The organism is Martelella mediterranea DSM 17316 (genome assembly GCF_002043005.1).
GTDB lineage: Bacteria > Pseudomonadota > Alphaproteobacteria > Rhizobiales > Rhizobiaceae > Martelella > Martelella mediterranea.
Genome location: NZ_CP020331.1, coordinates 159,973 through 185,394, shown reverse-complemented (window position 1 = coordinate 185,394; position 25,422 = coordinate 159,973). Strand labels below are relative to the sequence as shown.

General features: G+C 60.7%; 20 protein-coding genes and 6 pseudogenes. 6 read left to right on the top strand and 20 right to left on the bottom strand.

Features of this window, described 5'->3' with window-relative positions; all coding sequences use genetic code 11:
- Nucleotides 1–142: 142 nt before the first annotated feature.
- Nucleotides 143–640: a DUF2165 family protein gene (locus Mame_RS22640; RefSeq protein WP_026173980.1), complete on the bottom strand. Its 498-nt coding sequence runs from the start codon at nucleotides 638–640 to the stop codon at nucleotides 143–145.
- Between the two features lie 265 nt (nucleotides 641–905).
- Between Mame_RS22640 and Mame_RS22635 the strand changes: the two genes are divergently transcribed.
- Nucleotides 906–2,123, top strand: coding sequence for an NAD-binding protein (locus Mame_RS22635; RefSeq protein ID WP_155122262.1), 1,218 nt, complete (start codon nucleotides 906–908; stop codon nucleotides 2,121–2,123).
- A gap of 176 nt (nucleotides 2,124–2,299) precedes the next feature.
- A pseudogene (locus Mame_RS27400) lies at nucleotides 2,300–2,565 on the top strand (hypothetical protein); the annotation flags it as partial.
- Nucleotides 2,566–2,668: 103 nt separating this feature from the next.
- On the opposite strand, the pseudogene Mame_RS27725 reads toward Mame_RS27400, so the two are convergent.
- The 11 genes and pseudogenes from Mame_RS27725 to Mame_RS22580 all read right to left on the bottom strand — a co-directional run.
- Nucleotides 2,669–2,849 (bottom strand): annotated as a pseudogene (locus tag Mame_RS27725) (transposase); the annotation flags it as partial.
- On the bottom strand, nucleotides 2,818–3,282 hold the full coding sequence (locus tag Mame_RS27720) for a transposase family protein (protein WP_079921027.1): 465 nt from the start codon (nucleotides 3,280–3,282) through the stop codon (nucleotides 2,818–2,820). The gene Mame_RS27720 and the pseudogene Mame_RS27725, both read right to left, overlap by 32 nt.
- A gap of 223 nt (nucleotides 3,283–3,505) precedes the next feature.
- Nucleotides 3,506–4,459, bottom strand: coding sequence for a sugar-binding transcriptional regulator (locus Mame_RS22620; protein WP_018067740.1), 954 nt, complete (start codon nucleotides 4,457–4,459; stop codon nucleotides 3,506–3,508).
- A gap of 21 nt (nucleotides 4,460–4,480) precedes the next feature.
- The gene (locus Mame_RS22615; protein ID WP_026173979.1) at nucleotides 4,481–5,473 is read right to left on the bottom strand and encodes a hypothetical protein; all 993 of its coding nucleotides are present in this window, start codon (nucleotides 5,471–5,473) and stop codon (nucleotides 4,481–4,483) included.
- A 16-nt stretch (nucleotides 5,474–5,489) separates the two neighbouring features.
- A complete protein-coding gene (locus Mame_RS22610) occupies nucleotides 5,490–6,578 on the bottom strand; it encodes an ABC transporter ATP-binding protein (protein WP_018067738.1) in 1,089 nt (362 codons plus the stop codon).
- Between the two features lie 11 nt (nucleotides 6,579–6,589).
- Nucleotides 6,590–7,405 (bottom strand): carbohydrate ABC transporter permease, encoded by an 816-nt coding sequence (locus Mame_RS22605; protein ID WP_018067737.1) that lies wholly within the window; start codon nucleotides 7,403–7,405, stop codon nucleotides 6,590–6,592.
- The gene (locus Mame_RS22600; protein ID WP_018067736.1) at nucleotides 7,393–8,265 is read right to left on the bottom strand and encodes a carbohydrate ABC transporter permease; all 873 of its coding nucleotides are present in this window, start codon (nucleotides 8,263–8,265) and stop codon (nucleotides 7,393–7,395) included. Before Mame_RS22600 ends, Mame_RS22605 begins: the two co-directional genes overlap by 13 nt.
- Before the next feature lie 63 nt (nucleotides 8,266–8,328).
- The gene (locus Mame_RS22595; RefSeq protein WP_026173978.1) at nucleotides 8,329–9,609 is read right to left on the bottom strand and encodes an ABC transporter substrate-binding protein; all 1,281 of its coding nucleotides are present in this window, start codon (nucleotides 9,607–9,609) and stop codon (nucleotides 8,329–8,331) included.
- A 23-nt stretch (nucleotides 9,610–9,632) separates the two neighbouring features.
- On the bottom strand, nucleotides 9,633–11,126 hold the full coding sequence (locus Mame_RS22590; protein ID WP_018067734.1) for an FGGY-family carbohydrate kinase: 1,494 nt from the start codon (nucleotides 11,124–11,126) through the stop codon (nucleotides 9,633–9,635).
- Nucleotides 11,119–12,807, bottom strand: a complete 1,689-nt coding sequence (locus Mame_RS22585) for a glycerol-3-phosphate dehydrogenase/oxidase (protein WP_018067733.1) — start codon at nucleotides 12,805–12,807, stop codon at nucleotides 11,119–11,121. Before Mame_RS22585 ends, Mame_RS22590 begins: the two co-directional genes overlap by 8 nt.
- 253 nt (nucleotides 12,808–13,060) lie before the next feature.
- A pseudogene (locus Mame_RS22580) lies at nucleotides 13,061–13,315 on the bottom strand (Tn3 family transposase); the annotation flags it as partial.
- A 159-nt stretch (nucleotides 13,316–13,474) separates the two neighbouring features.
- Here Mame_RS22580 and Mame_RS27160 point away from each other — a divergent pair.
- Nucleotides 13,475–13,741, top strand: a complete 267-nt coding sequence (locus Mame_RS27160) for a hypothetical protein (RefSeq protein WP_210162309.1) — start codon at nucleotides 13,475–13,477, stop codon at nucleotides 13,739–13,741.
- A gap of 89 nt (nucleotides 13,742–13,830) precedes the next feature.
- Nucleotides 13,831–15,510, top strand: a complete 1,680-nt coding sequence (locus tag Mame_RS22570; RefSeq protein ID WP_079921026.1) for a Mu transposase C-terminal domain-containing protein — start codon at nucleotides 13,831–13,833, stop codon at nucleotides 15,508–15,510.
- A gap of 5 nt (nucleotides 15,511–15,515) precedes the next feature.
- On the opposite strand, the gene Mame_RS22565 is transcribed toward Mame_RS22570, so the two are convergent.
- From Mame_RS22565 to Mame_RS22545, 5 genes are all read right to left on the bottom strand, one after another.
- Nucleotides 15,516–17,312, bottom strand: coding sequence for an aminopeptidase P family protein (locus Mame_RS22565; RefSeq protein ID WP_018067519.1), 1,797 nt, complete (start codon nucleotides 17,310–17,312; stop codon nucleotides 15,516–15,518).
- A gap of 15 nt (nucleotides 17,313–17,327) precedes the next feature.
- Complete coding sequence (locus Mame_RS22560; protein WP_018067520.1) at nucleotides 17,328–18,287, bottom strand: ABC transporter permease; 960 nt, start codon at nucleotides 18,285–18,287, stop codon at nucleotides 17,328–17,330.
- Nucleotides 18,284–19,258 carry an ABC transporter permease gene (locus Mame_RS22555; RefSeq protein WP_018067521.1) on the bottom strand — a complete coding sequence of 325 codons (975 nt, stop codon included), beginning with the start codon at nucleotides 19,256–19,258 and terminating at the stop codon, nucleotides 18,284–18,286. The genes Mame_RS22560 and Mame_RS22555 overlap by 4 nt, the downstream gene beginning before the upstream one ends.
- Complete coding sequence (locus Mame_RS22550) at nucleotides 19,255–21,114, bottom strand: ABC transporter ATP-binding protein (protein ID WP_018067522.1); 1,860 nt, start codon at nucleotides 21,112–21,114, stop codon at nucleotides 19,255–19,257. The genes Mame_RS22555 and Mame_RS22550 overlap by 4 nt, the downstream gene beginning before the upstream one ends.
- A gap of 91 nt (nucleotides 21,115–21,205) precedes the next feature.
- On the bottom strand, nucleotides 21,206–22,948 hold the full coding sequence (locus Mame_RS22545) for an ABC transporter substrate-binding protein (protein ID WP_026173950.1): 1,743 nt from the start codon (nucleotides 22,946–22,948) through the stop codon (nucleotides 21,206–21,208).
- A 179-nt stretch (nucleotides 22,949–23,127) separates the two neighbouring features.
- Between Mame_RS22545 and Mame_RS26830 the strand changes: the two genes are divergently transcribed.
- Together Mame_RS26830 and Mame_RS22540 are read left to right on the top strand one after the other, a co-directional pair.
- A complete protein-coding gene (locus tag Mame_RS26830; RefSeq protein ID WP_018067524.1) occupies nucleotides 23,128–23,406 on the top strand; it encodes an aminopeptidase P family N-terminal domain-containing protein in 279 nt (92 codons plus the stop codon).
- A pseudogene (locus tag Mame_RS22540) lies at nucleotides 23,322–23,770 on the top strand (IS6 family transposase); the annotation flags it as partial. The gene Mame_RS26830 and the pseudogene Mame_RS22540, both read left to right, overlap by 85 nt.
- Here Mame_RS22540 and Mame_RS22535 read toward each other — a convergent pair.
- The 3 genes and pseudogenes from Mame_RS22535 to Mame_RS22530 all read right to left on the bottom strand — a co-directional run.
- A pseudogene (locus Mame_RS22535) lies at nucleotides 23,767–23,964 on the bottom strand (helix-turn-helix domain-containing protein); the annotation flags it as partial. The pseudogenes Mame_RS22540 and Mame_RS22535 sit on opposite strands and share 4 nt — an antisense overlap.
- Before the next feature lie 237 nt (nucleotides 23,965–24,201).
- Nucleotides 24,202–24,373: pseudogene (locus Mame_RS26825) on the bottom strand (transposase); the annotation flags it as partial.
- The gene (locus Mame_RS22530) at nucleotides 24,373–25,410 is read right to left on the bottom strand and encodes a zinc-dependent alcohol dehydrogenase family protein (protein ID WP_018067525.1); all 1,038 of its coding nucleotides are present in this window, start codon (nucleotides 25,408–25,410) and stop codon (nucleotides 24,373–24,375) included. The pseudogene Mame_RS26825 and the gene Mame_RS22530, both read right to left, overlap by 1 nt.
- Between the last annotated feature and the right edge of the window lie 12 nt (nucleotides 25,411–25,422).

Genomic DNA, 25,422 nt, shown 5'->3' with positions numbered 1-25,422 from the left:
ATCTTATGCTAGCACGACTTCCCAGCTGGAAGAGAGCCTTCATGGACCTGTCTCATCTTGTCGGTAGCTTTGGATGGTTATGGGGCTCGCTCTCGTTCGAGATGGTCGAGAGCGAGTTTCCTCAGAGCCGAAACGATCACGTCTAAACGGCATCATCCGCATCGGGAAGAACAAGATAAATCAAAACGGCAATGATCGTGATGAAAAAACGGAAGGCGCTTGGCACGCCGTTCCATTGTTCGGACATCCACATGCCGAACCATTCGCCGCCAATCGACATGAAGCCTACCTGCCAGGTCAAAAAACCTATGGTCAGGCCGACTATCGCCCATTTCTTTCGGGCGTTAAACTCTTTCGCGGAGCCACCACTGGCACCGAGCAACTTAAACCCGCCCACCCAGCAAAGGAGCGCGGTGAGCGTCTCCAGCGCAATAATGAAGATGTATCCCGCATGATGGAGCGCTTCGGATTCAATTGCGCGATACTTGATCGATGAGTCCGGAAAAATCGTGTCCATCAGAAAGACGTGGTGAACAAAAGCGAAATTGGATCCGTAATCGGTGATATTGCCGAACGCCACGAGCGACGCGAAAAAAGCAATGGCAAGCACCATAAAGGACTTTGACAGCCGGATGGTCATATCAATCTAACTCCTTGGTATTTTGTCTTTTTGTGACGACAGGCTAAGCTGGCGCTTTCGTTCTGACAACAGCTCTTACGGCCGCTAACGCGCGAAGTCTCTCGCACATGCGTCGGGGGGCAAGTGTGCCTCAAACTGGCTGCGTGACTGTTTTTGAACGCTTTGCTATGAAGCTGGATGAGCGGCCCACGAGGTGCATCAGCCTACCAGCGGCTGGGGGAACTCAAGATTCATGAATTGAATATGTGAGAATGGAGTTTTCTGCATGAAGCAGAGCAATCGTCCGTTCTGGGTTGGAATGGCCAGGGGGAAACACTGGCGCTCAATCCACATGGGATGGTGGTTTCCCCATGTTCCGTTGGCACTTGCCATCGGTATTGGCGGGTTACTGCAATTGTTGCCGGCGTTCGGATCGCTACAGAGCATGATATCCGTTCTGCCCGTTCCAGTGAGCGACCTCAGCGGCCTGTCTGTAGGCTTCAAGGCGCTGGCGATACGCGGCGTCTCGCAGGAATTGGTCGGCGGGCTATTGACGCTGTTGTCGATCGGGCTGCTCTGGCGATCGCGACTGGCCTGGGTGCTGACGCTTCTGATGACGGCGGCATCGCTCGTCATGCAGCTTATCTTGCACTCGGATCCCAACACCGCATTGGTGGCTTATAGCGTGTTCCTGCTGATCTCGCTTTTGCTGACGCGGCAGAGTTTTCACCGGGCCAGCCTTACCATCGGAACGCTGTTCGCGCTCGTGGGCATCCTCCTCACCGTGGGGTACGGCGTGCTTGGCAGCTACGTTCTCGGCAAGGGATTCTCGCCAGCAATCGGCAATTTCGGCGCGGCGCTGTATTTCACCGTCGTCACCATGTCTACGGTCGGTTACGGCGACATTACCCCGCACACCGACGACGCGCGGCTTTTCACCATGTCACTGATCGTTCTCGGACTGGTGGTTTTTGCCACCTCACTGACGACGATCGCCGGCCCGGTGATCAACAGACGCATGATGAGCCTGTTGCAACCCAGGAAAAAGCACATGAAACGCACCGATCATATTATCGTCGCAGGCCAGAATGCACTGGCCCGCAACGTGGTTAAATCACTGGAAAAGCGCGGAACACAGGTAACCGCGATATGGGCCACGGCCCCACAGGCCGGTATCGAGCCGCCCGATGATCTGATCGTCGGCGACGCGACCAACAGCGAGGTGCTCGAAAGTGCCGGGGTGAGCCAGGCGCGTGCCGTGCTTGCGCTGCAAGACAGCGATTCCGACAATGCGTTCGTCTCGCTTGCAGCCAAGGATGTCAATCCGGAGGTCCGCACCTTGCTGGCAGTCAATGATGCGCACAACATGGATCGGATGCGCCGGGTAAAGCCTGACGCGGTACTCGCATTACCCGTCATCGGGGCAGAATTGGTCGCGATGGCGCTGAGCGGCGAGGAAATCAAGACCGATCACCTACTGGATCAGTTGCTGCGGCTTGGCTGATCGAAAGCGACCCCACGGCCTCGGGCAATTGGCTTTGACCAACGGTGCTCTGGTGCGGCTAGCCGTCGCGGCGGAATGAGAGGCGGGACGGGACCGCGAAACCAGTCTCGGCCTTCCATCGGAAAAAATCGCGGCCGCGCGGCTTCTCCGCGCGACAGGATCACCTCGAAAGATTGGAACAATATGCCATTCGCTTTCCAGGGGTTACCTATGGAGACGGATCGCTTTCTCCCCGGGAGCATTCCCTGGCGGAGAACATTAACAATACGGCTGCGGAATCTTTTGAGGATCCCGACTTGCTATCCGGTGTCGTCGACGCGCCTCCCCTGCCGGCAATGTCAAAGGCCGTGGCGTCCCGCTCAGCCAGCTGACATTCGGTCTGCTGATCTTCCCCGGCGTCTGGGACTGGTATCTGCAGTGGCGGGAGCAGCAGCATGACTATCGTGCAACTCTCGTCACGGACAAATTTGGCGCGGTCATCGAGTATCCAGGCCTCTGGATGTGATTAGGCCTGGAATAAGGGCTCTGACGCAATCTCGATGGCATCAGGGCGCTCCGACGACACGCGCCTCGAGTAGATCGAGTTTTCCCCCGTCCGTACATCTGCCGTTTGACAAGTTTCAGTTTGGTAATCTGCCCTTCGGTTTGACCGTTCGACCACTCTGAGGTGATCGCATTTTGGACCGCAGCCCTATCACGGATGACGCCGTTGGCGAAGGAGGCCACGAACGGTGCGCAACAGCGTATCATTGCTCACCGGAAATCCGAGGCGATCCGCAAGTCGGGCTGCCGGTCGACCGCCCAATGCAAGCGCGAGATGGCGAACCAAGGTGTCCAGACGCGCTGTCCTGCGGGCCATCGGTCGGACCACGTCATCGCCGAACCGCTCGGCGAAAATCTTTTGACTGCAATTGCCATCCCCGCAAATGAACCGTCGAACGGTCAGATGCAATTCGATCCGTCGTCCGCAACACGGTAAATCGCCAATCACCCGCGCGTAGCGGCTATGAACACGATAAGACGCCGTGCCACATTGAGGGCATGAGCTACAGCTCGAAGCAGCACGTGCGGAGATCGCGATTGCCGTGGCATCCTCGCGAATTGTTTCCACCAAAAATTCGGCTGGGATCAGACCGGAAAGACGAAATTGGGAGCGCATGGCATTGACCCTCCAACGAAAACCATGTCAGCAGAATCCCAAATATCATCGAAATTGAGTCAGAGCCCCATTACAACGCCGATTGACACCCCATTAATGGGTTTACGGCCTAGATCATCGGGCGGTTCAGATTAACCGACCGATGATCTAATGCCGAACGGAACAGGAACTACGTTGTATGCCGCCGATATAGCGGCCTACGACGCGGCCAGCGGGAAACGGGTTACGGCGTTTCTTCGGCCAGCAGCAGTTTGGCGAGCTCCATGTCGGTCACAAGATGATCGGCGAACCCGCCGCAAAGTGCGGCCCGGGTGGCATCGCGCTTGAAGCTGCCGCTGACCACCAGCAGACCTTCCATGTGCCGCAGAAGGCTATGATCGGCGCCTATCAGACGCTCGTCGAGTTCGCCCAGCACGGCTTGACCGTCCGCATCGATGAAACGTCCGGCGATGATGCCGACGGCGCCGCGCAACCGATAGTCCTCGACCTCGTCGACGGTGGCGATCTTGAACTGCACGACATGGGTATCTGGGGTGCACGGGCTGAGGGAAAACAAGGACTTGTTACACTTGTGCAAGCCTTCGAGCTGCTCGCGAATGATCGGCTCTTCCCGCAATGCCGCAGCCAGCCCGACGCTCGACACCACCGCCGGCGCATTGAAGGTGATGCACTCCGCGTCCAGCCGGCGGGCGATTTCGGTGCTGCAGCTCTCCGATGTACTGAGCAAAGGATTGGCGAGAGACCCCAGAAGCTGGCGCACGGTCACGTTGGCGATCGGCCAGTTCGGCACGAGTTCCGACACGAAATGGACCGTCTGCCCCCAAGAAACGCCGAGAACATCGCCCTCGGTGAGGAAATTCGGCAGATGATAGGCGGCGACCTCGCAGACGGCGCGCGTCAGCGTCTCGCCGTTCAATCCGTCGGATGGCACCACGTGCACGGTTTTCAGCCCGTATTTTTCCTTGAGCGCATCCGCGGTCTGGTTCATCCGGTAGTGCTCGGGCGCCACCTGGATACACACGATGTTACGTTCCTTGGCAAGCTTCAAATAGCTTATCACCGTAGGCCGCGAGAGGGAAAGCGCCTCCGCGATCTCCCCTTGGTTGAGGTTTCGGACATAATACATCCACGCGACTTCGGCGATGATCTTGTTCGAGGGATGCTGGTGTCGCTGCATTGGTTTACCTGCCTGCGGTCTTCAATTGACGATTGCCGCGTTCAATACCTCTTCAGTGATAACCAGATCGTCGTCAAGAGCCCTATCTGGCCTGAGACCGAGCGCCTGGAGATCGCGATGATAGCCGCGCACCGCCTCGCTTGAAGAGGCATCACCATCGGCGACTCGACGCAACCAAGAGATGATCGAGGGCTGGTGCTCCGCCGAATTGATCTTGCGGCCGAAAAGCGCGAGTCGCGCACCATATTTCTCCGCTTGGGCAACCAACTCGAAGGTATCACGGTGAGTTCCCGAGCCTCCACCTAGCACCCCGACAACGATCGACGGATCATAGGTGGCAAGCTCTTCCATCGCGCGCGCACCGTTATAGGCGACTTTCAGGAACTCCGGTCGTTCGCCGGCTGTCAGCCCAGCCAGCGTGCGCACGATGCAATCGTTAACGAAGGCACCGGTCTCGGCGCTGGAAAAGCCAGCCTGCGCATTGGGATTGAACACTTCGAGGAAGTATTTCTTGCCGGCCGCGCGAGCCTCCCGCCGGAAGTCCGCGAAGGCGCGAAGCGCTGCGAGATCGGCGTCCGCGTCATTGTTGAAGGTGATTGAATAGAGACAAAGTTCCGCCTGGGCGAGAGCAAGATCGACCGAACGGAACGGCCTGGAAGGCGTGTCGCGATAGCGCCCACCCCGGATTACGCCCCAGACATCGGTCGCGTCATTGGCTCGGATGGCCGGCTTGACCGGGCTTCCGGCAAAGGCGCCACGCTGTCGCAGCAGCTCCATGTTGGAGGCGGAGGTCAGCATGATATCGACAATATCCTGACGGATCAGCGTCTCGATCTCGGCGATGAATTCCAGCCGGGTGCGGCTGCCGGCCGGCACACCGTCATCATCTCGGCGCAGACCAGTAGTCATGATACCACCGGACATGTCGGCATCCTTGGCGTCGGCGATCACGAAATCACCCTTGCCGTAGCGCCCGGCCCGGATGCGGGCAATCTTTTCGTCGTAGCGTGTCATCGTCATTCCCTTCACATCAGGCGCGGCGCAGCGAGCGTCCGTTCTCCTTCGAGAACACGTGGATGCTCGCCGACTCGATCGAGAAACGGACGGGTTGGCCGGGCTGCAGCGTCCGGAAAGCCTTGGTAACGAAGGACATTTCCTGTCCGTCGACATCGGCGATGACCTGCCCGTCGCTACCCATGTTTTCCACCAAGATCACCGTTCCGCTGATCACGTTGGCGTCGCCATCCCCGGCGATATCCATCTTGGATGGCCTTAACCCGACTTCCACCAGCCGCCCGTCGTCCAGTCCGTCGAAATCACCGGCCGGCAGCTTGAGCCGCATCGAACCCGAGACGAGTTCGGCGGCCTCGCCCGTCCGGCGTACCTCGAAGTCGCGGAAGTTCATCGTCGGAGAACCGATGAAATCGGCGACGAAACGCGTTGCCGGCCGATCGAAGATCTCCGACGGCGTACCCTGCTGTTCGATCGCGCCGGCCCGCATCAGCACGATCCGGTCGGCGATCGTCATGGCCTCGAGCTGGTCATGGGTCACGAAGATCGTCGTCGTCTTCAAGTCGAGATGTATCCGCCGGATCTCGGTCCTGAGCTTCTCGCGCAGCTTGGCGTCGAGATTGGACAGCGGCTCATCGAACAGGAACAGCTTCGGTGTCTTGATCATCGCACGCGCCATAGCTACCCGCTGCTGCTGCCCACCCGAAAGGTTCTTGGGCTTGCGGTCGAGATAGGGCTCAAGGCCGAGAAGTGCCGTGACCTGGGCCAACCGTCGGTCGATCTCCGCCTCGGGAACCTTCTGCCGGCGAAGGCCGAAGGCAATGTTATCGCGCACGGACATGTGCGGATAGAGCGCATAGGACTGGAACACCATCGCCACGCCGCGCTCGCCCGGCGGCAGGTGTGTCACGTCCCGGTCGCCGATGCTGACCGTACCGTCGGAAATCTCCTCCAGGCCCGCAATCATGCGCAGCATGGTCGACTTGCCGCAGCCGGACGGCCCTAGGAACACGACGAATTCGTGATCATTGATGTCAAGGTTCAGGTTCTCGATGACGCGGAGACCGCCATACGACTTGCAGATATTGACGCATCTAATGTTCGCCATGATAACCTTTCCTATCGCCGTCCGGGTTTCATCATGCGGTTGATGAAACTCATCAACAGACCGATGAAGACCAGCGGAGGCAGAACGAGAATGACTGTGGAGGCATTGATGACCCCCCACGGAACTTCCTTGCCGAGCGAGGTAATGGAGGCCGCCACAACGGGAAGCGTCGCGTTGTCGGCGGCGAGCGTGAGCGCGAGGAGCAGTTCGTTCCAGACGAGCACGAAAGTGAAGACCAGCGCGCCAAACAGCGAGGGCGCTGCGATCGGCAGGGCGAATTTCACGAAAATCTCGCCCGGACCGCAACCCTCCATCGCGGCCGCCTCCTCGATCTCCTTCGGGACGCGCTCGAAGGCGGGGACCGACAGCCAGATGACGGTCGAGATCGTTGTCATCAGGTAGACCAGTATAAGACCTGCCAGCGTGTCATAAAGTCCGAGATCGAGATAGATCACGATAAAAGGGATCGCGATTGCAACCGGCGGCATGAAGCGCAGCGAGAGCACGAAGAACTGAAAGTCGCCTTTCAGCCGCTGGACATGCCGCGCCAGCGAATAGGCGGCCGGGACCCCGAGCACGGCGCCGAGCAGCACAGAGGCACCGACGACGATGACAGAGTGACCTAGCCCCTCGCGGATCGAGGGATTCTGCAGGATGATCGCGAAATTCTCGAGCGTAGGCGAGAAGAACAGCTTCGGCACCGGCGTAACGATATCCCGCAGCCGCTTGAATGAGCCGAGCACCGTCCACAGGATCGGCGTCAGGGCGACGAAGACCATCGCGGCGAGGAGCAGGCCGGAGAGCCAACGGCGGATCAAACTGACCATTTGCGGATTCCTCTCCAGACAAGCGTGAAGACGATCGTCGTCAACAGCAGCAACAGGATCGACATCGCCGAGGCATAGGAAATACGACCGCCGAGATTGATGCCGGCCTGATAGGCGTAGAGATCAAGGGTTTCGGTGGTCGTTCCGGGGCCGCCGCCGGTCATGACATAGATCAGGTCGAACGAGCGCAGCGATTCCACCGCCTTGACCAAGGCAAGGCTGATGATCGGCCCCTTGAGCATCGGCAAAGTCACGAAGGCGTGGATCTCCCAAGTCCGGGCATTGTCTAGTTGGGCGGCCTCGATCGGATCCTTCGGCAGCGTTTCGAGCAGCTTCAACATGATGACCGTGAAGAACAGCCCCCATTGCCAGATGTCGACAACGGCGACCGAAATCAGCGCCAGCGAAGGATCGGCGAGGAATTCGATCGGCCCGATCCCGACAAGGCTGGCGAGATAGTTGATGAGGCCGAGCGAAGGCGAATAGAGAAACCGCCAGATGAAAGCCGCAGCGACGCGCGGCAACAGCACCGGCGCCAGAAAGGCCAGGCAGATCAGGTTGCGCACCCACAAGGACCTCACGGTCTCGAAGATCATCACCGAAAGCAAGGTCGCGACCGCGAGCGCTCCGACGACGGTCACGACCTCCCATATCACGGAGATGCGCAATGCGTTGAGGAACCGCCGGTCGGCGAGTAGCCGATGATAGTTGTAAAGCCCCGCGAAGTCGTAGTCCGCGTACCGCAGGGACCGATCCATGACCGAGAAATACAGCGCCCCGGCGATGGAGACGAGCGCCAGCATCGCGAGGATCGCAAGCCCCGGCGTCAGGGTCCAGAATACGAAACGTCGATTGTTCATAAGCTGTTCTTCCGTGCGAGATCGGGCGGCCGGCGGCGTCGAGCCCCGGCCGCTCCAGTCGGCTCACTTCACGCGGCGCAACGCGTCCTCCGCCTGGAAGGCGGCTTCATCGAGACCTTCCTGGACATCCTTGCGGGTTCCGGTGAATATCTCTTCCAGTACCAGACCGAGATTGTCGCCGATTTCCGGCCAGGCGGGGCTGGCCATGATCAGCAGTTTGGTCCGCGATCCCGTCGCCAGCAGTGCCTCGATATATTCGGCCGGCACTGCCTTCTTGAAGGCGTCGCTCTTCAACGTCGACTGACGGCCGATATCGGAGGCGATGCCGTCGGCGAGACGATGGGCCTCCATTTCCTTGGAAGTCGCCCAGCCGACGAAATCACCGGCGATCTTCTTCGTGCAGTCGTCCTTCGCACCCGATTTGGAGACGGCGAGGCCATGCGCCCAGCCAGCCGAGCCAAGCGGTTCCGGCGGCGGCATGTAGCCGACGTTACCCTTCACCGTGGACTTTTCCGGATCTTCCATCCACGGACCGAAGACGTCGGACTCGATCAGATAGGCGACCTGGCCTCCCCGGAAAGCTTCGACGGAGTCCGACCAGTTGAAGGTACCCACACCCGGCGGAGAATATTGCATCAGGTCTAGATAGAGCTCGGTCGCTTCCACACCCTTTTCGGAATTGAAGGCCGGCTGGCCAGCGTCATCCAGCCACTCGCCGCCCATGCCGCGGAAGAACGGGGTCCAGCGCCAGACATTCATGCCGGAGCCGCGCTGACCGCGCGCCGCCCAGCCATAGAGCTTATTAGTGGGATCGTTGACCTTCTTGATGCCGGCAACCAGTTCGTCCAGGGTCTTCGGTGGCTCTAGGCCGGCTTTCTCAAGGACATCCTTGCGGTACATCAGGATATCGCCGCCGCCGACCAGCGGCGCGAAATACTGCGTGCCGTCATAGGTCGCGACATTGCTCAGGTCGACGCGGAAATCCGGCATGTCGTATTCCGTCGGCAGAACCTCGGCGAGCGGATAGATCCAGCCGGCGGATGCATATTCCGGCGTGTTGGCTTCGTCGACATAATAGACCTGGTAGGCGCCCGCGCCGGTCGACGCATCGAGACGGGCCTTGGCGCGGCGCTCGTTCTCGCCGAGAAGATTGATCTTCACGGTGGTCTTCCACTTTTCATTGAACTCGCCGAGGTATTTGTCGAGCTCAGTCACCGAGGGCATGCCCTGGGCGATGACATTGATCTGCGCCACCTTGCCGACGCAGGCGTCGTCGTCTGCGCGCACCATGCTCGGCAGGGCGATCAGGCTGGCGGATATGAGAAGCATGTGTTTCAGTCGCATGTTTGTTCCTCCTCCAAGGACTGTTAGGCTTCCGCTTTGGCCGACCCATCGAACAGATGGGCCAGCCGGTGATCGAGGCGAAGATATTCGCCGTATCTGTCGTCGTAGTAGGATCGCAGGCCGCCACGCGGCTCCGCGGTTCGTTCCACGCGGCACATGGCTCGGGCCGCGAAGGCGAGATCGGGGTGATGGCCGGTGGCGACGGCGGCGCACATGGCAGCCCCCAGCGCGCCGATTTCGTCCCCCTCCGGCACCTCGACCGGGAGGCCGCAAACATCGGCGAAGATCCGGGTCCAGACCGCGCTCTTCGAGGCTCCGCCGGCGAGACGGATCCTGCTCGGAGCCTGCGGCGCGACATAGTCCACGACATTGGCGCCGTGCCGCCGATGCTGGAAGGCAACCCCTTCGAAGATTGCCCGCAGCATGGAGCCCTGGTCATCGACATTGGTCATGCCGACAAATGCGCCTCGACGCGGCGCGGGACCGCTGACAAAGGGCATGAAATGGCAGCGCAGCGCCTCGACCGGGCTGTTCTCCACCAGGCCATTCGCCTGCGAGAGATTGACCTGGCCGCCCATCGCCCGCGATATGAACCAGTTGAGATTGGCCGCCGATGTCGGGCTGCCGTCGGCGAGCAATCGACAGGTCCGGTCGCGATGGATCATGTTCAGAATCGGCGGTCGACGGCTGATCGGCCGGTCGGTCTCCAGACCATTGATTGACCAGGTGCCGGCGATCATGGTCAGCGTCTCCGCGCCGACCGAACCAGCGCCGAGCACGCAGGCGCTCACATCCATCATGGCCGCAGCGACGGGCGTTCCCTCTCGAAGCCCGGTCTCCTCGGCCGCCACGCGGCTGACAAGGCCGGCAATACCGGAATTCTGAATTACCGGCGGCATTCGGTCGGCGAACACGCCAATGCCGGCAACCTCAAACAGCGTGTTGCTGTAACCGCCCTGCTCGAGTTCGAAGAGGCCACCGCCGCTCGCATCCGTCGGATCGGTCGAAGCGACTCCGGTGAGGCGCATGCGCAGATAGTCCTTGCAGGCCAAAGCCCAGCGGGTGCACGCAACAACAGCAGGCTCGTTGCGGGCGAGCCAGACCAGTTGCATCAGCGTCTGCCCGCCCCAGATCTGATGTCCCGTAATCGCCTCGATCCGGCCAGCGGTACCGTCGCGCAGGAACTCGGCAACAATCGGCTGTGCCCGGTGATCGACCGAGACGATACCGTCGCGCGTTGCCCTGCCGTTCCCGTCGACGAGGAACACGCCGTTGCCGAAACCCGTGCAGGCAACGGCGGCGATGCGCTCGGCATCGATATCTCGGGCGGTCAGTTCGCGGATCGCCTTCGCTGTACCGCGCCAGAACGCCTCCGGCTCGCGTTCCACCCAGCCGTTGTCCCGGTGGATCGTGAGGATGTCGATCGCTCGCGAGGCTACAAGCCGCCCTTCGGCGTCGAAAACGGCCGCCTTGACGGCCGTACCGCCGGCATCGATGGAAAGAAAGAGATCAGCCACGACGCCTCTCCTTGAGAGAGGCCGGTCGGCCAGCGCTGCAAAGAAGCGAGGGCATCGCCAGACAACGCTCGATCTCGCAATCCGCCCACGATGCCGGTTTCCCGCGCACTTGCGCAAGAAGGACGGCCAGTTCGCGCAGCAGCGGTTCGCTGCAATCGCCGTCGAGGGCGATCTGCGTGCGCCGAAGGATGAGGTCGTCGAGGCCCAGCGCCGCCCGTTCCTCGACGAGCCAGCGGATTTCGTTACGGGTGAATTCCGCAAGGTGTTCCAACGGCGCGTCGATCGTTTCGGCGCAGAAGGCCGCGACCTGCTCAGCGACGGCCCCGTAGCGGTGCACCAACGCCTCAGCGCGCGTCGACGTCAGGGCGAAACAGGCCTCAAGCTGTTTGACAAGCGCGCCGGCATTGGCCTTTCCGGCTCCAAAACCCGTCGCTCCCGGATAGTCCCGTTCGCGGGTGCCGACGCTTCGCGTCCGCTGCAAATGCGCGAGGATGCGATCCGCCACCTGCTCTCCGAAGGCGCGGAACGTCGTCCACTTCCCGCCAATCAGGGAGAGCAGTGGCACGTCCCCAGCAAGACGATCCTCGGCGATACGATGGTCCCGGTTAGCTCGATTGGCATCGCCGGCACCCCCCCTCTGCAAGGGGCGCATGCCGGTCGTCATAGCCACGATATGCTCGCGCCGGACCTCGATATCCTCGAATAGACTGGAGATCGCGGAGGTCAAATAGGTGATCTCGTCGCCGGCGATCGTATCGTCGGACGGGTCCGGCGTTGGGATCTCGGTTGTGCCAAGCAGAATGGTGCGGTCCAGCGGATAGGAAATCACCATGCGCCCGGTGCCATCATCGAAATAGAAAGCGCGGCCCGCCATGCGCTCGAACAACGCGTCGTGACGAAGCACCAGATGCGCGCCCTTGACCGGCCGCACATAGCTGGTGTTACGGCCAAGGAGCGCATTCACCTCGTCGACCCAGGCGCCCGACGCATTGACCACCAGCTTCGGCCGCATGGCGAAAGTTTGGCCGGTCTCCCCATCACTAATCGAGAAAGTGTCGCTGCCGGATTGGTGGTTCCATGAAACGTGATTGAGCGCAGCGCACACCGGGCAGACCGCCATCGCCTCCTCGAGCATTTCCAATACAAGGGCTTCGGGGTTGCGGATGCGCGCGTCGAAATAGCTGATGACCGCCTTGTAGCGCCGGGCAAGGTACCGGGGAAAATCGATGCGACGCAGGTTCGTCCGATGCGAAGGCAGCACCCGGCCGACCCGACCCAGATGTTCGTAGAGCGCAAGCGCTGCCTTTAGGCCCGCCGCGCTGAGCGTGCTGCCTTTGACTCCAACACCCAGAAAACGCAGGATCGAACCCGGCAAACCTTGCAAATAGGAGGTCAGCGGCACCACCACCTCAAGCGGTTGGGTGAAGTGCGCGGCATGGCGTAGCAGCAGGTTACGCTCGCGCGCGGACTCGGCGACCAGCTTGAATTCGCGGTTCTCGAGATAGCGGAGCCCACCATGAGCCATGCGCGACGAGGCGCCACTCGCACCCCGGCAAAAATCCGACCGTTCGACGAGTAGGGCGGACACGCCGTTCAGCGCCAACTCCCTGAACACGGCGACGCCATTAACGCCACCGCCCAGAATAAGCACGTCGAAGCCCGCGCCGGACGCTAGCCGCATCAGGCTCTCCTCCCGAAATCGCATGTTTTCTCCCGTCACGCAGCCGTTCGCACACCCGCGCTCGCTGCCTCCATGAATAGATATTGATCTCAATCTTTATAAATGTCAAGTATCATATACTTTTATAAATTTCAGCATCCTCGTAGAAATGCGCCACCGGCCACCCGACCTCGAAGGAGGGGATCAGGACAAGTTTTGTTCCCACAGACACGTTAAGGCCGAACAGAATGTGAACATAACGCGGCTTGGTGGATTTTCCGGAAAGTCGTAGGGGTCTGAAGCCGTTGTGCATCTGTTGCTCGGTATCCCGGGTATAGATACCGGTGAGATTGATGTGCTCCCAACTGAGCGGCGAGATGTGTTTCAACAGTTCGTCAGGGATATTTCGGCCACGTTGACGCAGATGGGCGACGGCCCGGCTGAGATAGACCGTGTTCCAACGCACGATGGAACCGACCACGAGATCGAAGCCGGGTGCCCGGAACGCCTGACTGTCAAAGGAGCGATCGAGTTCAAGAACTGCAACATATCGGCAGCGTTGATCGGATTCGGGCTGCCCTACATCGGCGGCTACCAACCCCGCTTCAATTTTCAGATGGCGCTGGCAGAGGCCGTTTCGCGATGGCTTGCCAGGAACCCGTCGTTCGAGACGGCGAGCGCGGCCGAAATGCATCCGGGTTTCGCAGAAGCCCCGCCCCTGTTCTTCGGTGTGCCGCCGACGATGCAGAATGCGCCGCCTCCGGCCGAACTGTCACAGATCGAGGCGATCGCGCGCAGATTTGACGTGGCGGGAAGGGATGAGCGAAACCGCTCGCTTGGCAAAGCCCGCGAAGAGCGCGTTTTCCATCATGAACGCGCCCATTGTCGATTTGCCTTTGAAACCGGGACTCGCGCATTGAGCGTTTTCAAGGATTTGCGTGAGACTGAGGTGTAACGCCTTACACTTCAAACGAGACTCCAGAGGGCTTTTGTTACACTCAAATTGGGATTGATCGACCGGTCGATCGACCGTAATGTCGGCGTATGATTTCATCCCTCGAAGCCCCCGAAAACGGCCAAGACACTGGGGACGACGATCCACAAGAATTCCTTCGAGATCTTTTGCGCCGTAGCGGTGGAACGGTAACTGCTGAGGTGGTCGCAGAGGCACGTGAAGAATATGGTATTCCGCACTCGACGTTATTTCGGCTCGTTGCGCGGTTTAGAAAAACGCAGCGCATCTCAAGCCTCAAACCCAAAAAACGCGGGACGAAGGAAGGCGTGACCCGTCTGTACCCGAGAACGGAGCGGGTTATTGCCGAACAAGTGGATGACTTCTGGCTCAAGAAGGAAAGGCCGAGCTTTGCTGCACTATTACGACGAATCCGGGAAGTCTGCCTTGCAGAGGGCCTGTCTGCTCCGGCCCGTAGAACAGTGCAACGGAGAGTTTCGGAACTGATCCCGATTTCCGCGGCCCGCAAGCGCGGGGAACGAGAGATCGAAGCTGCATCAACGCCAAGTCCTGGCCAGTTATCTGTTGCCAAGCCGAACGCTCTTTGGCAGATCGACCACACAATCGTCGATGTCATCGTTGTCGATGAACAGTATCGTCAGCCCATCGGACGGCCAGTGCTGACAATTGCTATCGATGTTTGCACCAGAATGGTCGCCGGTTTCCATTTGTCATTGGAAGCCCCGTCCAGAACGTCTGTTGGCCTTTGCCTCCTGCACGCGGTTTACGACAAAACGGCATGGCTGGACGAGAGGGGGATTGAAATTCCCTGGCCCATCGCAGGACCACCTGCGGTTCTCCATTGCGACAATGGCGCCGAATTCAGATCGCGAGCGCTCGCCGACGCTTGTAAGGAATATGGCATCAAACTGCAGTTTAGACCGCCAGCGACACCGCGCTTCGGTGGACACATCGAGCGGCTGATCGGAACGATGATGGGAGCTGTTCATCTGCTGCCCGGGACAACGTTCAGCAATGTGAAAATCAGGGATGATTACGATTCCGAGGGCCGTGCGACCTTTACATTACGCGAACTGGAAAAGTGGATCGCACTGGAAATCGTTGGCAAATACCATCAACGTATTCACGCCTCACTGTTGCGCCCTCCCCTGGCCCTATGGCGCGAACGGCAAGGTGAAGTCGATTTCGACTTGCCGCCGGATCGAATGGCGTTCTGGACCAGCTTCCTGCCAGGCGACCGGAGGCGCCTGTTGAAGGACGGCATTCACCTGGAAAAGATTCGCTACTGGTCGGACGCCCTATCACGGGATGTCGGCCGGGGTGCAGAGCTTGAGATCAAATATGATCCACGAGACCTTTCCCGGATATTCGTTCGCCAGTCCGACGGCCGGTTTGTAGAGGCGCGGTACCGGAATCTCGCCTACCCGCCCGTCTCATGGTGGGAATGGAAACATGCCAGGAAAAGGCTGCGAGACCAGGGACGGCGTGAGTTACAGGAAGACGTTATTTTTGCAGCGATCGCAAAACAGCGACAGATTGAGGACATTGCCGCATCTTCAAGCGCTAAACAGTTTCTGCCGGTGATCGACCGCTCGAGGGCCGCGCCGAACGTGCTCTACGCTTTCAGCCACGGGCATCTGGGATTGACCCAGTCGGCGGCCATCGGTCGGCTGATCGCGGAACTGGCTGGTCAGCAGAAGCCATCCTTGAACCTTGAAAACCTGCGCTTCGACCGGTTCTCCGACCAGTAGCGTTTTCAGACTTCCAGGGCCTGCGTCGAACGTTTGAGAAAGTCGCGGGCATCGGCGCTGATAGGGCCGGCAAGCGCCTCGCGCACCGTCGCGTTATAGTCGTTGATGAAGGCGATATCTTCTGCCGAAAGAGCGGCGACATCCACCGGCTTGAGGTCGATGGGAGCCAGCGTGAGCGAGCGGAACCGGCAGAAGCCGGGCCGGGCGGCGACCACCTCCACCTGGTTTTCGATCCGCAGCCCGTAGGCTCCGGCTTCATAATAGCCCGGCTCGATGGTCATGATGTTGCCGGGCTCGAGGCCGTAATTATTGGCCTTCTTGGCGAAGCGGTGCGGATATTCGTGCACCAGAAGGTTGTGGCCGACGCCGTGGCCCGTGCCGTGATCGTAGTCGAGGCCCATCCGCCAGAGCGGCAGGCGGGCCAGCGCATCGAGCTGATGGCCGCATGTGCCTTCAGGGAATTCGGCCGACATCAGCGCGATGAAGCCCTTCAGCACGGCGGTGTATGTCGCGCGCACATGGCTTTCGGGAACATCCAGGAAAAGGGTCCTGGTGACATCGGTGGTGCCGTTTTCATACTGGCCGCCGGAATCGATCAGATAGGGGCCGTCCGGCGTGATCGCGGCGTCGCTTTGAGGTCCGGCATTGTAGTGGCACATCGCCGCGTTGGCGCCCGCGGCCGAAATAGAACGGAAGCTGGCTTCGAGAAATCCCTTGCGCTGAGCCCGAAAGGTCAGAAGCCGGTCTTCCGCCTCGATCTCGCGGATCGGATTGCCGGCAGAAGCGCGCGCCGGGGCTTCGCGGTCCAGCCATGCCAGGAACTCGGTGAGTGCGATCCCGTCTTCGATATGGCAGGCGCGATAGCCCGCCAGTTCGGCAGGCGTCTTGCGTGCCTTGGCCAGCGTCAGCGGATTATCGGCGGGAAGAACCACGCCGCCCGCGCCTTCGACTGCAAGCCGCAGGGCGACCGGCGCGAAGGATTGATCGATCATCACCGTCCTGTCGGCAGCGGCGCTTTCCACGAAAGGAATAAATTCCTCTGCCGGTCTGAGACGGACTCCGTCAAGTTCAAATGCAGTAAGGTCATCCGGCAGTTTGCGGTTGTCGATGAACCAGTCGACCGCGCCATCGGCGTTCAGGATCATGAATGACTGGGGCACCGGGTTCATGGCGATATCGCTGCCGCGCAGATTGAGCAGCCAGGCGATATTGTCCGGCAGCGTCTCCGCCATCATGTCGGCCCCGGCATCGGCAATCTTCCTGCCCAGGCGCGCCGTCTTCGCCGCAACGGTTTCGCCGGCAAGGGTAGGCGACATCGGGCGAATGCGACCGAGGGGCTTTTCGGGCCGGTCAGTCCAGATCGCGTCGAACGGGTCTTTCGAAATGGGCACCAGTGTGAAGCCGGCCCGTTCCGCCGAGGCTGCAAGCCGGTCGTAAAGCGCGGTGTCGATCAGCATCGGATCGAAGCCGATCCGCCATTCCTTGCTTCCATGGGCTGCAAGCCAGCTGTCGATTGGATCGTTGTGCAGGTGGTGAACCTCGTAAAGCGCAGCGCTGACCTCGTGGCGCACCTGGATTTCATAACGTCCATCGACGAAGATGAGCGCCTTGTCTTCCAGAACCAGCGCCAGCCCGGCGGAGCCGGTGAAGCCAGTGATGAAGGCCAGCCGGTCGTCGTGCGGGGCGGCGACCTCGCTTTGGTGGGCATCGGCGCGCGGCACGATCAGCCCGTCCAGCCCTTCGGATTTCAGCAGGGTTCTGAGTGCCGACAGGCGCGCGGCGATATCGGATTTTGAAGCCATGGAATTTCCCGGCCGTCAGGCCCCGCGCACGCGCGGGTCGAGAACGGCGTAAAGCAGGTCGACAATGATATTGGTGATCACGATGAAGAAACCGCCCATCAGCACAACGCCGATGATCACGGGCCGGTCGAGATTGCGCACCGACTGCACGGCCAGCGCGCCGACGCCCTGCAGCCCGTAGATCTGCTCGATGACGATGACGCCGCCCAGAAGCAGCGCGATATCGGCGCCAAGCTGGGTGATCAGCGGCGTCAACGTGGCGCGCAGGCCGTGCTTGTAGACCACCTTCGCCTCCGAAAGTCCCTTGGCGCGAGCGGTGCGGATATAGTCCTCGCCGAGCACCTCGATCAGCTTTCCGCGGGTCAGGCGGGCATAGATGGCGGCCGTGACCAGCGCCAGCGTCGTCCACGGCAGGAACAGGTGCCATGCCCATGTGACCGGATCGTCGAGAAACGGCTTGTAGCCGCCGGGCGGAAACAGCATGAAACCGGCCTTGCGCGGCAGGAAATAAAAGACATAGAGCGACAGCATGCCAAGCACGAAGGTCGGGAAGGACAGGCCCAGCAGGATGAAGCCTTGCCCCAGACGGTCGCGGAAGCCGCCGGGAAACCGCGCCGACATGATGCCGATGGGAATGCCGAGCGCCAGCCAGAAAATAACGCCGCCGATGACCAGCGAGATGGTGGCGGGCAGGCGGCGCACGATCAGTTCCGTTACCGGCTGCTGGTTGCGGTAGGAAAAGCCGAGATCGCCGGTTGCCGCCTTGGCGATGAATTTACCGTACTGCACGTAGATTGGCTGATCGAGCCCGAGATTGGAGCGGATCTGCGCAAGCTGGGTTTCCGTCGCCTTGTCGCCGGCGATCATGCGGGCGGGGTCGCCGGGCGCCACGAAAAACAGCACGAAGACGAAGACGCTCAGCGAAAACAGGATGAGGACGGCAAAGCCGATCCGCTGGATCAGATAACGGGTCATGGGCGCGCCTCCTTCTTCAGCCGTTTGAGGAACGACCGGCGCACCGGCCGCGCTTTCGGATCAAGCGCATCGCGCAACCCGTCGCCGAGAATGTTGAAGGACAGCGTGGTCAGAAGCAGCGCCAGCCCCGGAAACACCACCAGCCACCAGGCGACCAGATAGATCGAGTTGGCCGAGGCATCGGCCAGCATGCCGCCCCAACTCGGCGTTGGCGGCACGATGCCGAGGCCGAGGAAGGAAAGCGTGGCCTCGAAGACGATGGCGGTCGGTATCATCATGGTCGTGTAGACGATGATCGGAACGGAAAGATTGGGCAGGATATCGCGCAGCACGATCGAGACCGGTCCGGCCCCGAGTGAGCGGCTGGCGGCAACGAATTCCCGGCGGCGCAGCGAGGTGACTTCGGCGCGGATCACGCGGCCCATTGTGGTCCAGGAGAAGAACACGATCACACCGATGCTGAGCGACAGGCTCGGCCCGAAAACCGAGACGAGGGCCAGCGCGCACAGAAGAAACGGGACGCTCATCACCAGATCCATGATCCGGCTCAGCACCATATCGACCTTGCCGCCGGCGAAACCGGCAATCGTGCCGATGGTGATGCCGATCAGGGCGGCGGCGAGCGAGGCGACGACGCCGACAATCAGCGAGATGCGCGCGCCATAGGCAAGGCGCACCAGAACGTCACGGCCGAGATGATCGGCGCCCAGCCAGAAGTCATGGTTCGGGCCGACGGGAAGACCCATCGGGCTCATGCCGATCTGGCGATATTGCTCGATCGCCGAGTGTCCGGTGATGTCGGCCACGAGCGGTGCCGCAAGCGCAAAGGCGATCAGAAGCACGATGAAGCAGGCGGCTGCTAGGCTGGCGCGGTCGCGGACAAGTCGTCTCAGCGTCAGTTCCAACGGCCCGCGCTGGACCACTGTGTCCTTGTCGTCGTCCTCGATGTCATGCTGCGTGACGGCGCTCATGCGGCTTCTCCTCCGATGCTGTCGATGAGCTTGCGCCCGGGCAATGCCCCGGCCGCAACCTCATGCATGGAGGCGGCCATCAGCTCGCGGGTATAGGGATCGCGCGGGGAGGCATAGATGTCTTCGGCCGCACCGAGTTCGACGATGCGCCCCTTGTTCATCACGGCAATCCGGTCGCAGACATGGCGGACCACGGACAGGTCATGCGAAATGAACAGGTAGGTGAGGCCCATGTCCTGTTGCAGATGGCGCATCAGGTTGAGGATCTGCGCCTGAATCGAGACGTCGAGCGCGGAAACCGGTTCATCGAAGATGATGATGGCGGGATGAAGCGCAAGCGCGCGGGCGATGCCGATGCGCTGACGCTGGCCGCCGGAAAATTCCGAAGGATAGCGGTTGTAATGTTCCGGGTTGAGGCCGACGCGCTCCATCAGCGCCTGGACGCGGCGCTTGCGTTCCGCGCCGGAACAGACGTTGTGGATACGGAACGGGTCGCCGATGATCGAACTCACCCGCCGGCGCGGATTGAGCGAGCCGAAGGGGTCCTGAAACACGAGCTGGATGCGTTTGCGCATGGCGCGCCAGTCGGCATGGGAGAGCTCGTCGAGCCTTTGGCCCTCGACCACGACATCGCCGGAACTGGCGGGGATAAGCCCTGCCAGCACCCGCGCGAAAGTCGATTTTCCGCAACCGGATTCGCCGACAAGACCAAGGGTCTCGCCCCTGTAGAGCGTCAGGTCGATGCCCTTGAGCACATGAAGCTCTTTCGGCAGGCCGCGCATGCCGCCGCCGGTTTCAAAGCTCAGATGCACATTGGCGGCCTCGATCATGGCCGTGCGTTCGCCTGTAGCCGCCTCGGCTGTCTCGGCAGTAATGGCCGGCGCTCCGCTCGCGGCCCGATCCTCGCTCTCTTTCCAGCAGAGCGCCTCGGTGCCGTCGTCAAACAATCTCAGCGGCGGCACCCGCGTACAGATATCCATGGCCTTGGCGCAGCGCGGGCGGAAAACGCAGCCCTTGGGCGGCGCGAGCAGGCTGGGCGGGCGCCCGGTGATTGGCTCGATCATGGAGCCGGGCGTGTATCGCGCCGGCGATGAGTTCAGCAATCCGACGGTATAGGGGTGCACGGGAGCGGAAAACAGGGTCGCGGACGGCCCGAGCTCCATCCGGTTTCCGGCATACATGACCATGACCCTGTCGGCGATCGACGACAGCAGCGACAGGTCGTGGGTGATCATGATCACCGTCGTGCCGCGCTCGCGGCGCATCTCGTCCAGCAGGGCGATGATCTGTGCCTGCACCGTGACATCGAGCGCTGTCGTCGGCTCGTCGGCGATGATCAGCGGCGGGTTGAGGATCAATGCCATGGCGATCATCACCCGCTGGCGCATGCCGCCGGAAAACTGATGCGGATAATCGTCGTAACGGTGCTCGGCGTCGCGGATGCCGACGCGCGACAGCATGTCGATAACTCGAATCCTCGCCGCCTTGTGGCTGACCCTTTCATGGGTGTGGATCATTTCGGCGATCTGCGCACCGATTGTGTAATAGGGATGGAGGCTGGAAAGCGGGTCCTGGAAGATCATGCCGATGCGCGCGCCGCGTAGGGCGCGCATCCGTCGCGGCGAAAGCTTAAGCAGGTCCTCGCCCTCGAAAGTCGCCTTTCCTGAAATCTCGGCATTGGGCAGAAAGCCCATGATCGCCTGCGTCAGCACGCTTTTGCCCGAGCCGGATTCGCCGGCAATGCCGAAGAGCGTGCCCTTCTCGACGCGGAAGGAAACCTTGTTGACCGCATGAACGATGCCGTCCTCGGTCGGGATTTCGACGGTCAGGTCGCGCACGTCGAGAATGGGTGTCAATAAACTGCCTCCAATACGGAACAGGAACAGGCGGAGAGACCCCGCCTGCCGGTCTGCATAGGGCGGCCGCAGCGCGCGGCCGCGGCGAATGTCAGCGGTTCAACCAGACATTGGTCCAGTCGCCTTGGGCGCCAAGCGCGTAGGGCTGGAAGTTTTCGACCGCGGGACCGCGATAGAGGATCACGTTTTCGGTGGTGTAGGGCGCCACCGGCGAATCCTGCATCACCAGTTCGTCGACCTGGCTCCAGAGCTCGGCCGCCTTTTCGGGCGTGGTCGCATTGATCGCCTGCGTGGCGATCTCGTTGGCCTTCGGGTTGTCGTAATCGACATAGTTGTAGGTCTGGTGCGTGCCGTTATAGGTAAACTGCGGCTGGAACACCGAGCGCGCTGCGCCGCCGACCCAGTCCGGCGACCAGCCAACCGGCGCGATGTCCCACAGACCCGCCTTGGTGTTTTCCTGGTTGGTCATGAACTTCGAATAATAGTCCGACGGCGCGACCGGCGTCAGTTCCAGCTCGATGCCGGCCTTTTTCAGGCTGGCCTGAATGGTCTGGGCAATGGCCGGTTCGGCATTCTGGTTGCGGAACGGCATTTTCAGCGTGATGCCATCCGGATAGCCGGCCTCTGTAAGCAGTTCCTTCGCCTTTTCGGGGTCGCCGGCGGCATTCTCGCTCGGATAGAGATCGAATTCGTGGAAGCCCAGAACGCCGGGACCGAAAATGCCGTTTTGCGGGGCCGCCACCATCGGTCCGCCCATCTGCTGGACGATGGCTGCCTTGTCGAGGGCATATTGCACGGCCTGGCGAATGCGCAGGTCGCGCAGCGCGCCGTCATTATTGTCGGTCAGCGTGTTGAACCACAGGAAGGAGGTACGGCCGACCGACATGGTGGTCAGCTTGTCATCGCCGGTTGCCGTCAGCATCTGCAGGATCGCCGGCGGAATGAGGATGTCATAGGTCATGTCCGCATCGCCGGCCTGAAGCTGCTGGATAGCCGCATCGGGCTGGATGCCGAAGGTAATGTCGATATTATCGACATAGCCGCCGCGCAGCGGATCGGAATCGGCGGTCCACGCCGGGTTGCGCGTCAGCTTGATGGTGCTGTCGGGCACGTAGCTTGCGACGGTGTAGGGGCCGGAGGCGATGAAGTTCTCGCGGTATTCCGGGCCGTCAGGCATGTAATCCAGCACCTCGGCCGGCGCGGGCGCGGCCGTCGGCAGCGAGAGCATATAGACGAAATCGCCCGCCGTTTCGGTGAGGTTGATGACGACGGTCTTGTCATCCGGCGTTTCGATACCGGAAATATCGTTGCTTTCGATGTAATCCTTCATCGCGGCAGCCGTCGGCTCGACCTTGGCAAAACCGTCGCAGAACGTGCGCATGCCTTCGATCAGATCGATGAAATAGGTCAGACCCGCCGAGCCGAGAGAGGGGTTGCACATGCGCTTCATGCCGCGCTCGAAGTCGGCCGCGACAATCGGGCGCGATCCGTCCGGCGCATCCCAGGCAACACCGTCGCGCAGGATAAACGTATAGGTCAGCCCGTCATTGGTGGGCTGGGGAACTTCTGTCGCCAGATCGCCCTTCGGTTGAAGGCGGGCATCGTCATCGGTCGAAGCCTCGTAGCTGATCAATTGGCGGCTGACGGCGCGCAGGAAATTGTTCGAGGTGACGAGCGCGGCCGATGTCGGATCGAAATGGTCGATATCGGCGGTTCCGACGATCTTCAGCGTTCCGCCCGTCTGCGGCGATGCCGCAAGCGCCGCCGTGGCGGTGGAGGCGGCGAGTATTGAGACGGCGAGTTTCAACAGTCTTCTTTCTGTGAGTGCAGTCATGGAACTGTTCCCTTTCTTTTGGTGTCACGTTCATGCTCGTCGGTTTCCGATGCAATTTTTGCGATTGTGAAAAGCTTGTCAACGATATTGTCGACAAACTGACGACAAATATAGTAGGAGGGTTTGGTGAATGAAAAAATCGCGGTCTTTGATCGAGTGAAGACGGAGAGAACGCTGCGATGACCAACCGCCCCGAACCGATCAGCAAAGACGAACGGAAGGGCCGGATTGAACGCCTGCCCGCGGCCATGCAGGGCGCCGGCGCCGATGCGGTGCTGCTGGGCTCGACCACCAGCCTTGCCTATTTCACCAGGCTTGTCTGGCACCAGAGCGAGCGTCTGGTCGGCGCTCTGGTCACCACCGACAGCCTGACCTATATCGCGCCATCGATGAAAACGGTTACCTCCTCGATGCCCTGTTGCAAAGCCGAAGGAGTAAGGCAGCAGCGCTTCGTCTGATGAGAAAACTGCTCAGGGACCAAGGGACCGCCCCGCGTGTAATGGTAACCGACAAGCTGCGCTCCTATTCGGCCGCGAAGGCAGAGCTGATGCCGGGCGTCGAACATCGCTCGCACAAGGGATTGAACAACCGGGCTGAGAATTCGCATCTGCCACTACGGAGCCGAGAGCGGCGAATGATGCGCTTCAAGTCGGCGCGACAATGTCAACGCTTCGTCTCAACTCACGTCCAGATCGCCAATCTGTTTCTTCTTCACCGCAAAGAGTTGACCGCAACCGAACACCGCCAGCTTCGCGCATCTCCACCTGGCGGGAAATTGCCTTGTCGGGGTCGGAACAAGATTTGCAGAAAATCGTACGCTAAGCTCGAACGGACCGTGAATCTTCATCGCGGACCCTCATGATGGTCTGCCGACTGGTTCCAAATTTCCTGGCGATCGCCGAAACACTCATCTCTTTTGCAAGGTCGTCACGCACGCTTTGCTTCTGTTGCTCGTTGATTGTTGATGGGCGACCGAGTGTCTTGCCTTCAGATTTTGCCCGTTTCAGGCCATCACGTTCAATGAAAGTGATGGCACATCCGGTGTTGCACGGTGGTATACTTTGGAAGAGCACGATCGCCCTGGATTGCCGCGCCTTTATCCCAAGGGGTTGAAGGCACTGCTATCAGGTCGCGGCGCCTGACGCCCGCTTCTCGCGCCCTGATATTTTTGGTTGTTTCTACGCCTCCAAGAGCGTGTTCATGCTGCGTTCCGTCTTAGCGTACGATTCTTCGCAAATCTTGTTCTGACCCCTATTACGCATGAAATAAACCCTGCAACGCTGCCGGGCGGCGCAAAGCACCTTCGACACGGCGGCCTTGATGCCCTCATGGCGTAGGAAACAACGAGTTTGACGCCGCGCAGCCCCGCCTTGTCAGCTTGCGCAGAAACTCCGCCCAGATCGGCTCGGCTTCTGATGTTCCGATCACGCGTTGAGGATGACCTTCATCGCCTTTTCGCGCGCGGCATTGCCGAAGACCTCATAGGCATCGATGATCTTGTCGAGCGCGAAGCGGTGGGTCACCAGCCTGCCCGGATCGACCTTGCCGGCGCCCAGCGTCTTGAGCAGCATCGGGGTGGTGTTGGTGCTGACGAGACCCATCGAGATATTGATGTTCTTGATCCACAGCTCCTCGATATGCAGCTCCACCGGCGTGCCATGAACGCCGACATTGGCGATATTGCCACCCGCGGACACGATCTTCTGGCAGATGTCGAAGGTCGCGGGCACACCGACCGCCTCGATCGCGACATCGACGCCATTTCCGTCGGTCATCGCCATGATCTTCTCGACTGCATCCTCGGAGCCGACCTGAACGGTATCCGTCGCGCCGAACTGTTTCGCCAGTTCGAGACGGGCCGGGGCCATGTCGACCATGATGATCCGCCCCGGCGAATAGAACTGCGATGTCAGCAGCACCGACATGCCCACGGGACCGGCGCCGACGATCGCGATCGTGTCACCCGGTTTTACGCGGCCATACTGGACGCCGATCTCAAGGCCGGTCGGCATGATGTCGGAGAGCATCACCAGCGCTTCTTCGTCAGCATCCTCAGGTATTGGATAGAGCGAATTGTCGCCATGGGGAATGCGCACATACTCGGCCTGGGTGCCATCGATCAGGTGCCCCAGAATCCAGCCGCCATCGGAGCAGTGGGCGTAAAGCTGGCGCTTGCAGTTGGCGCATTTGCCGCAGGAGGTCACACAGGAAATCAGCACCGGATCGCCGGGCTTGAAGTTGACCACGGCATTGCCGACTTCCTCGACAACGCCGACGCCCTCATGCCCGAGCGTGCGGCCCGGCGTCACCGCCGGCACATCGCCCTTGAGGATGTGAAGATCAGTGCCGCAAATGGTCGTCTTGGTGATCTTGACGATGACGTCGGTGGGCTTCTGGATGCCGGGTTTTTCCTTTTCGACCCAGTCCTTCTGTCCAGGTCCGTTATAGACGAGTGCTTTCATCGGAATGCCTCC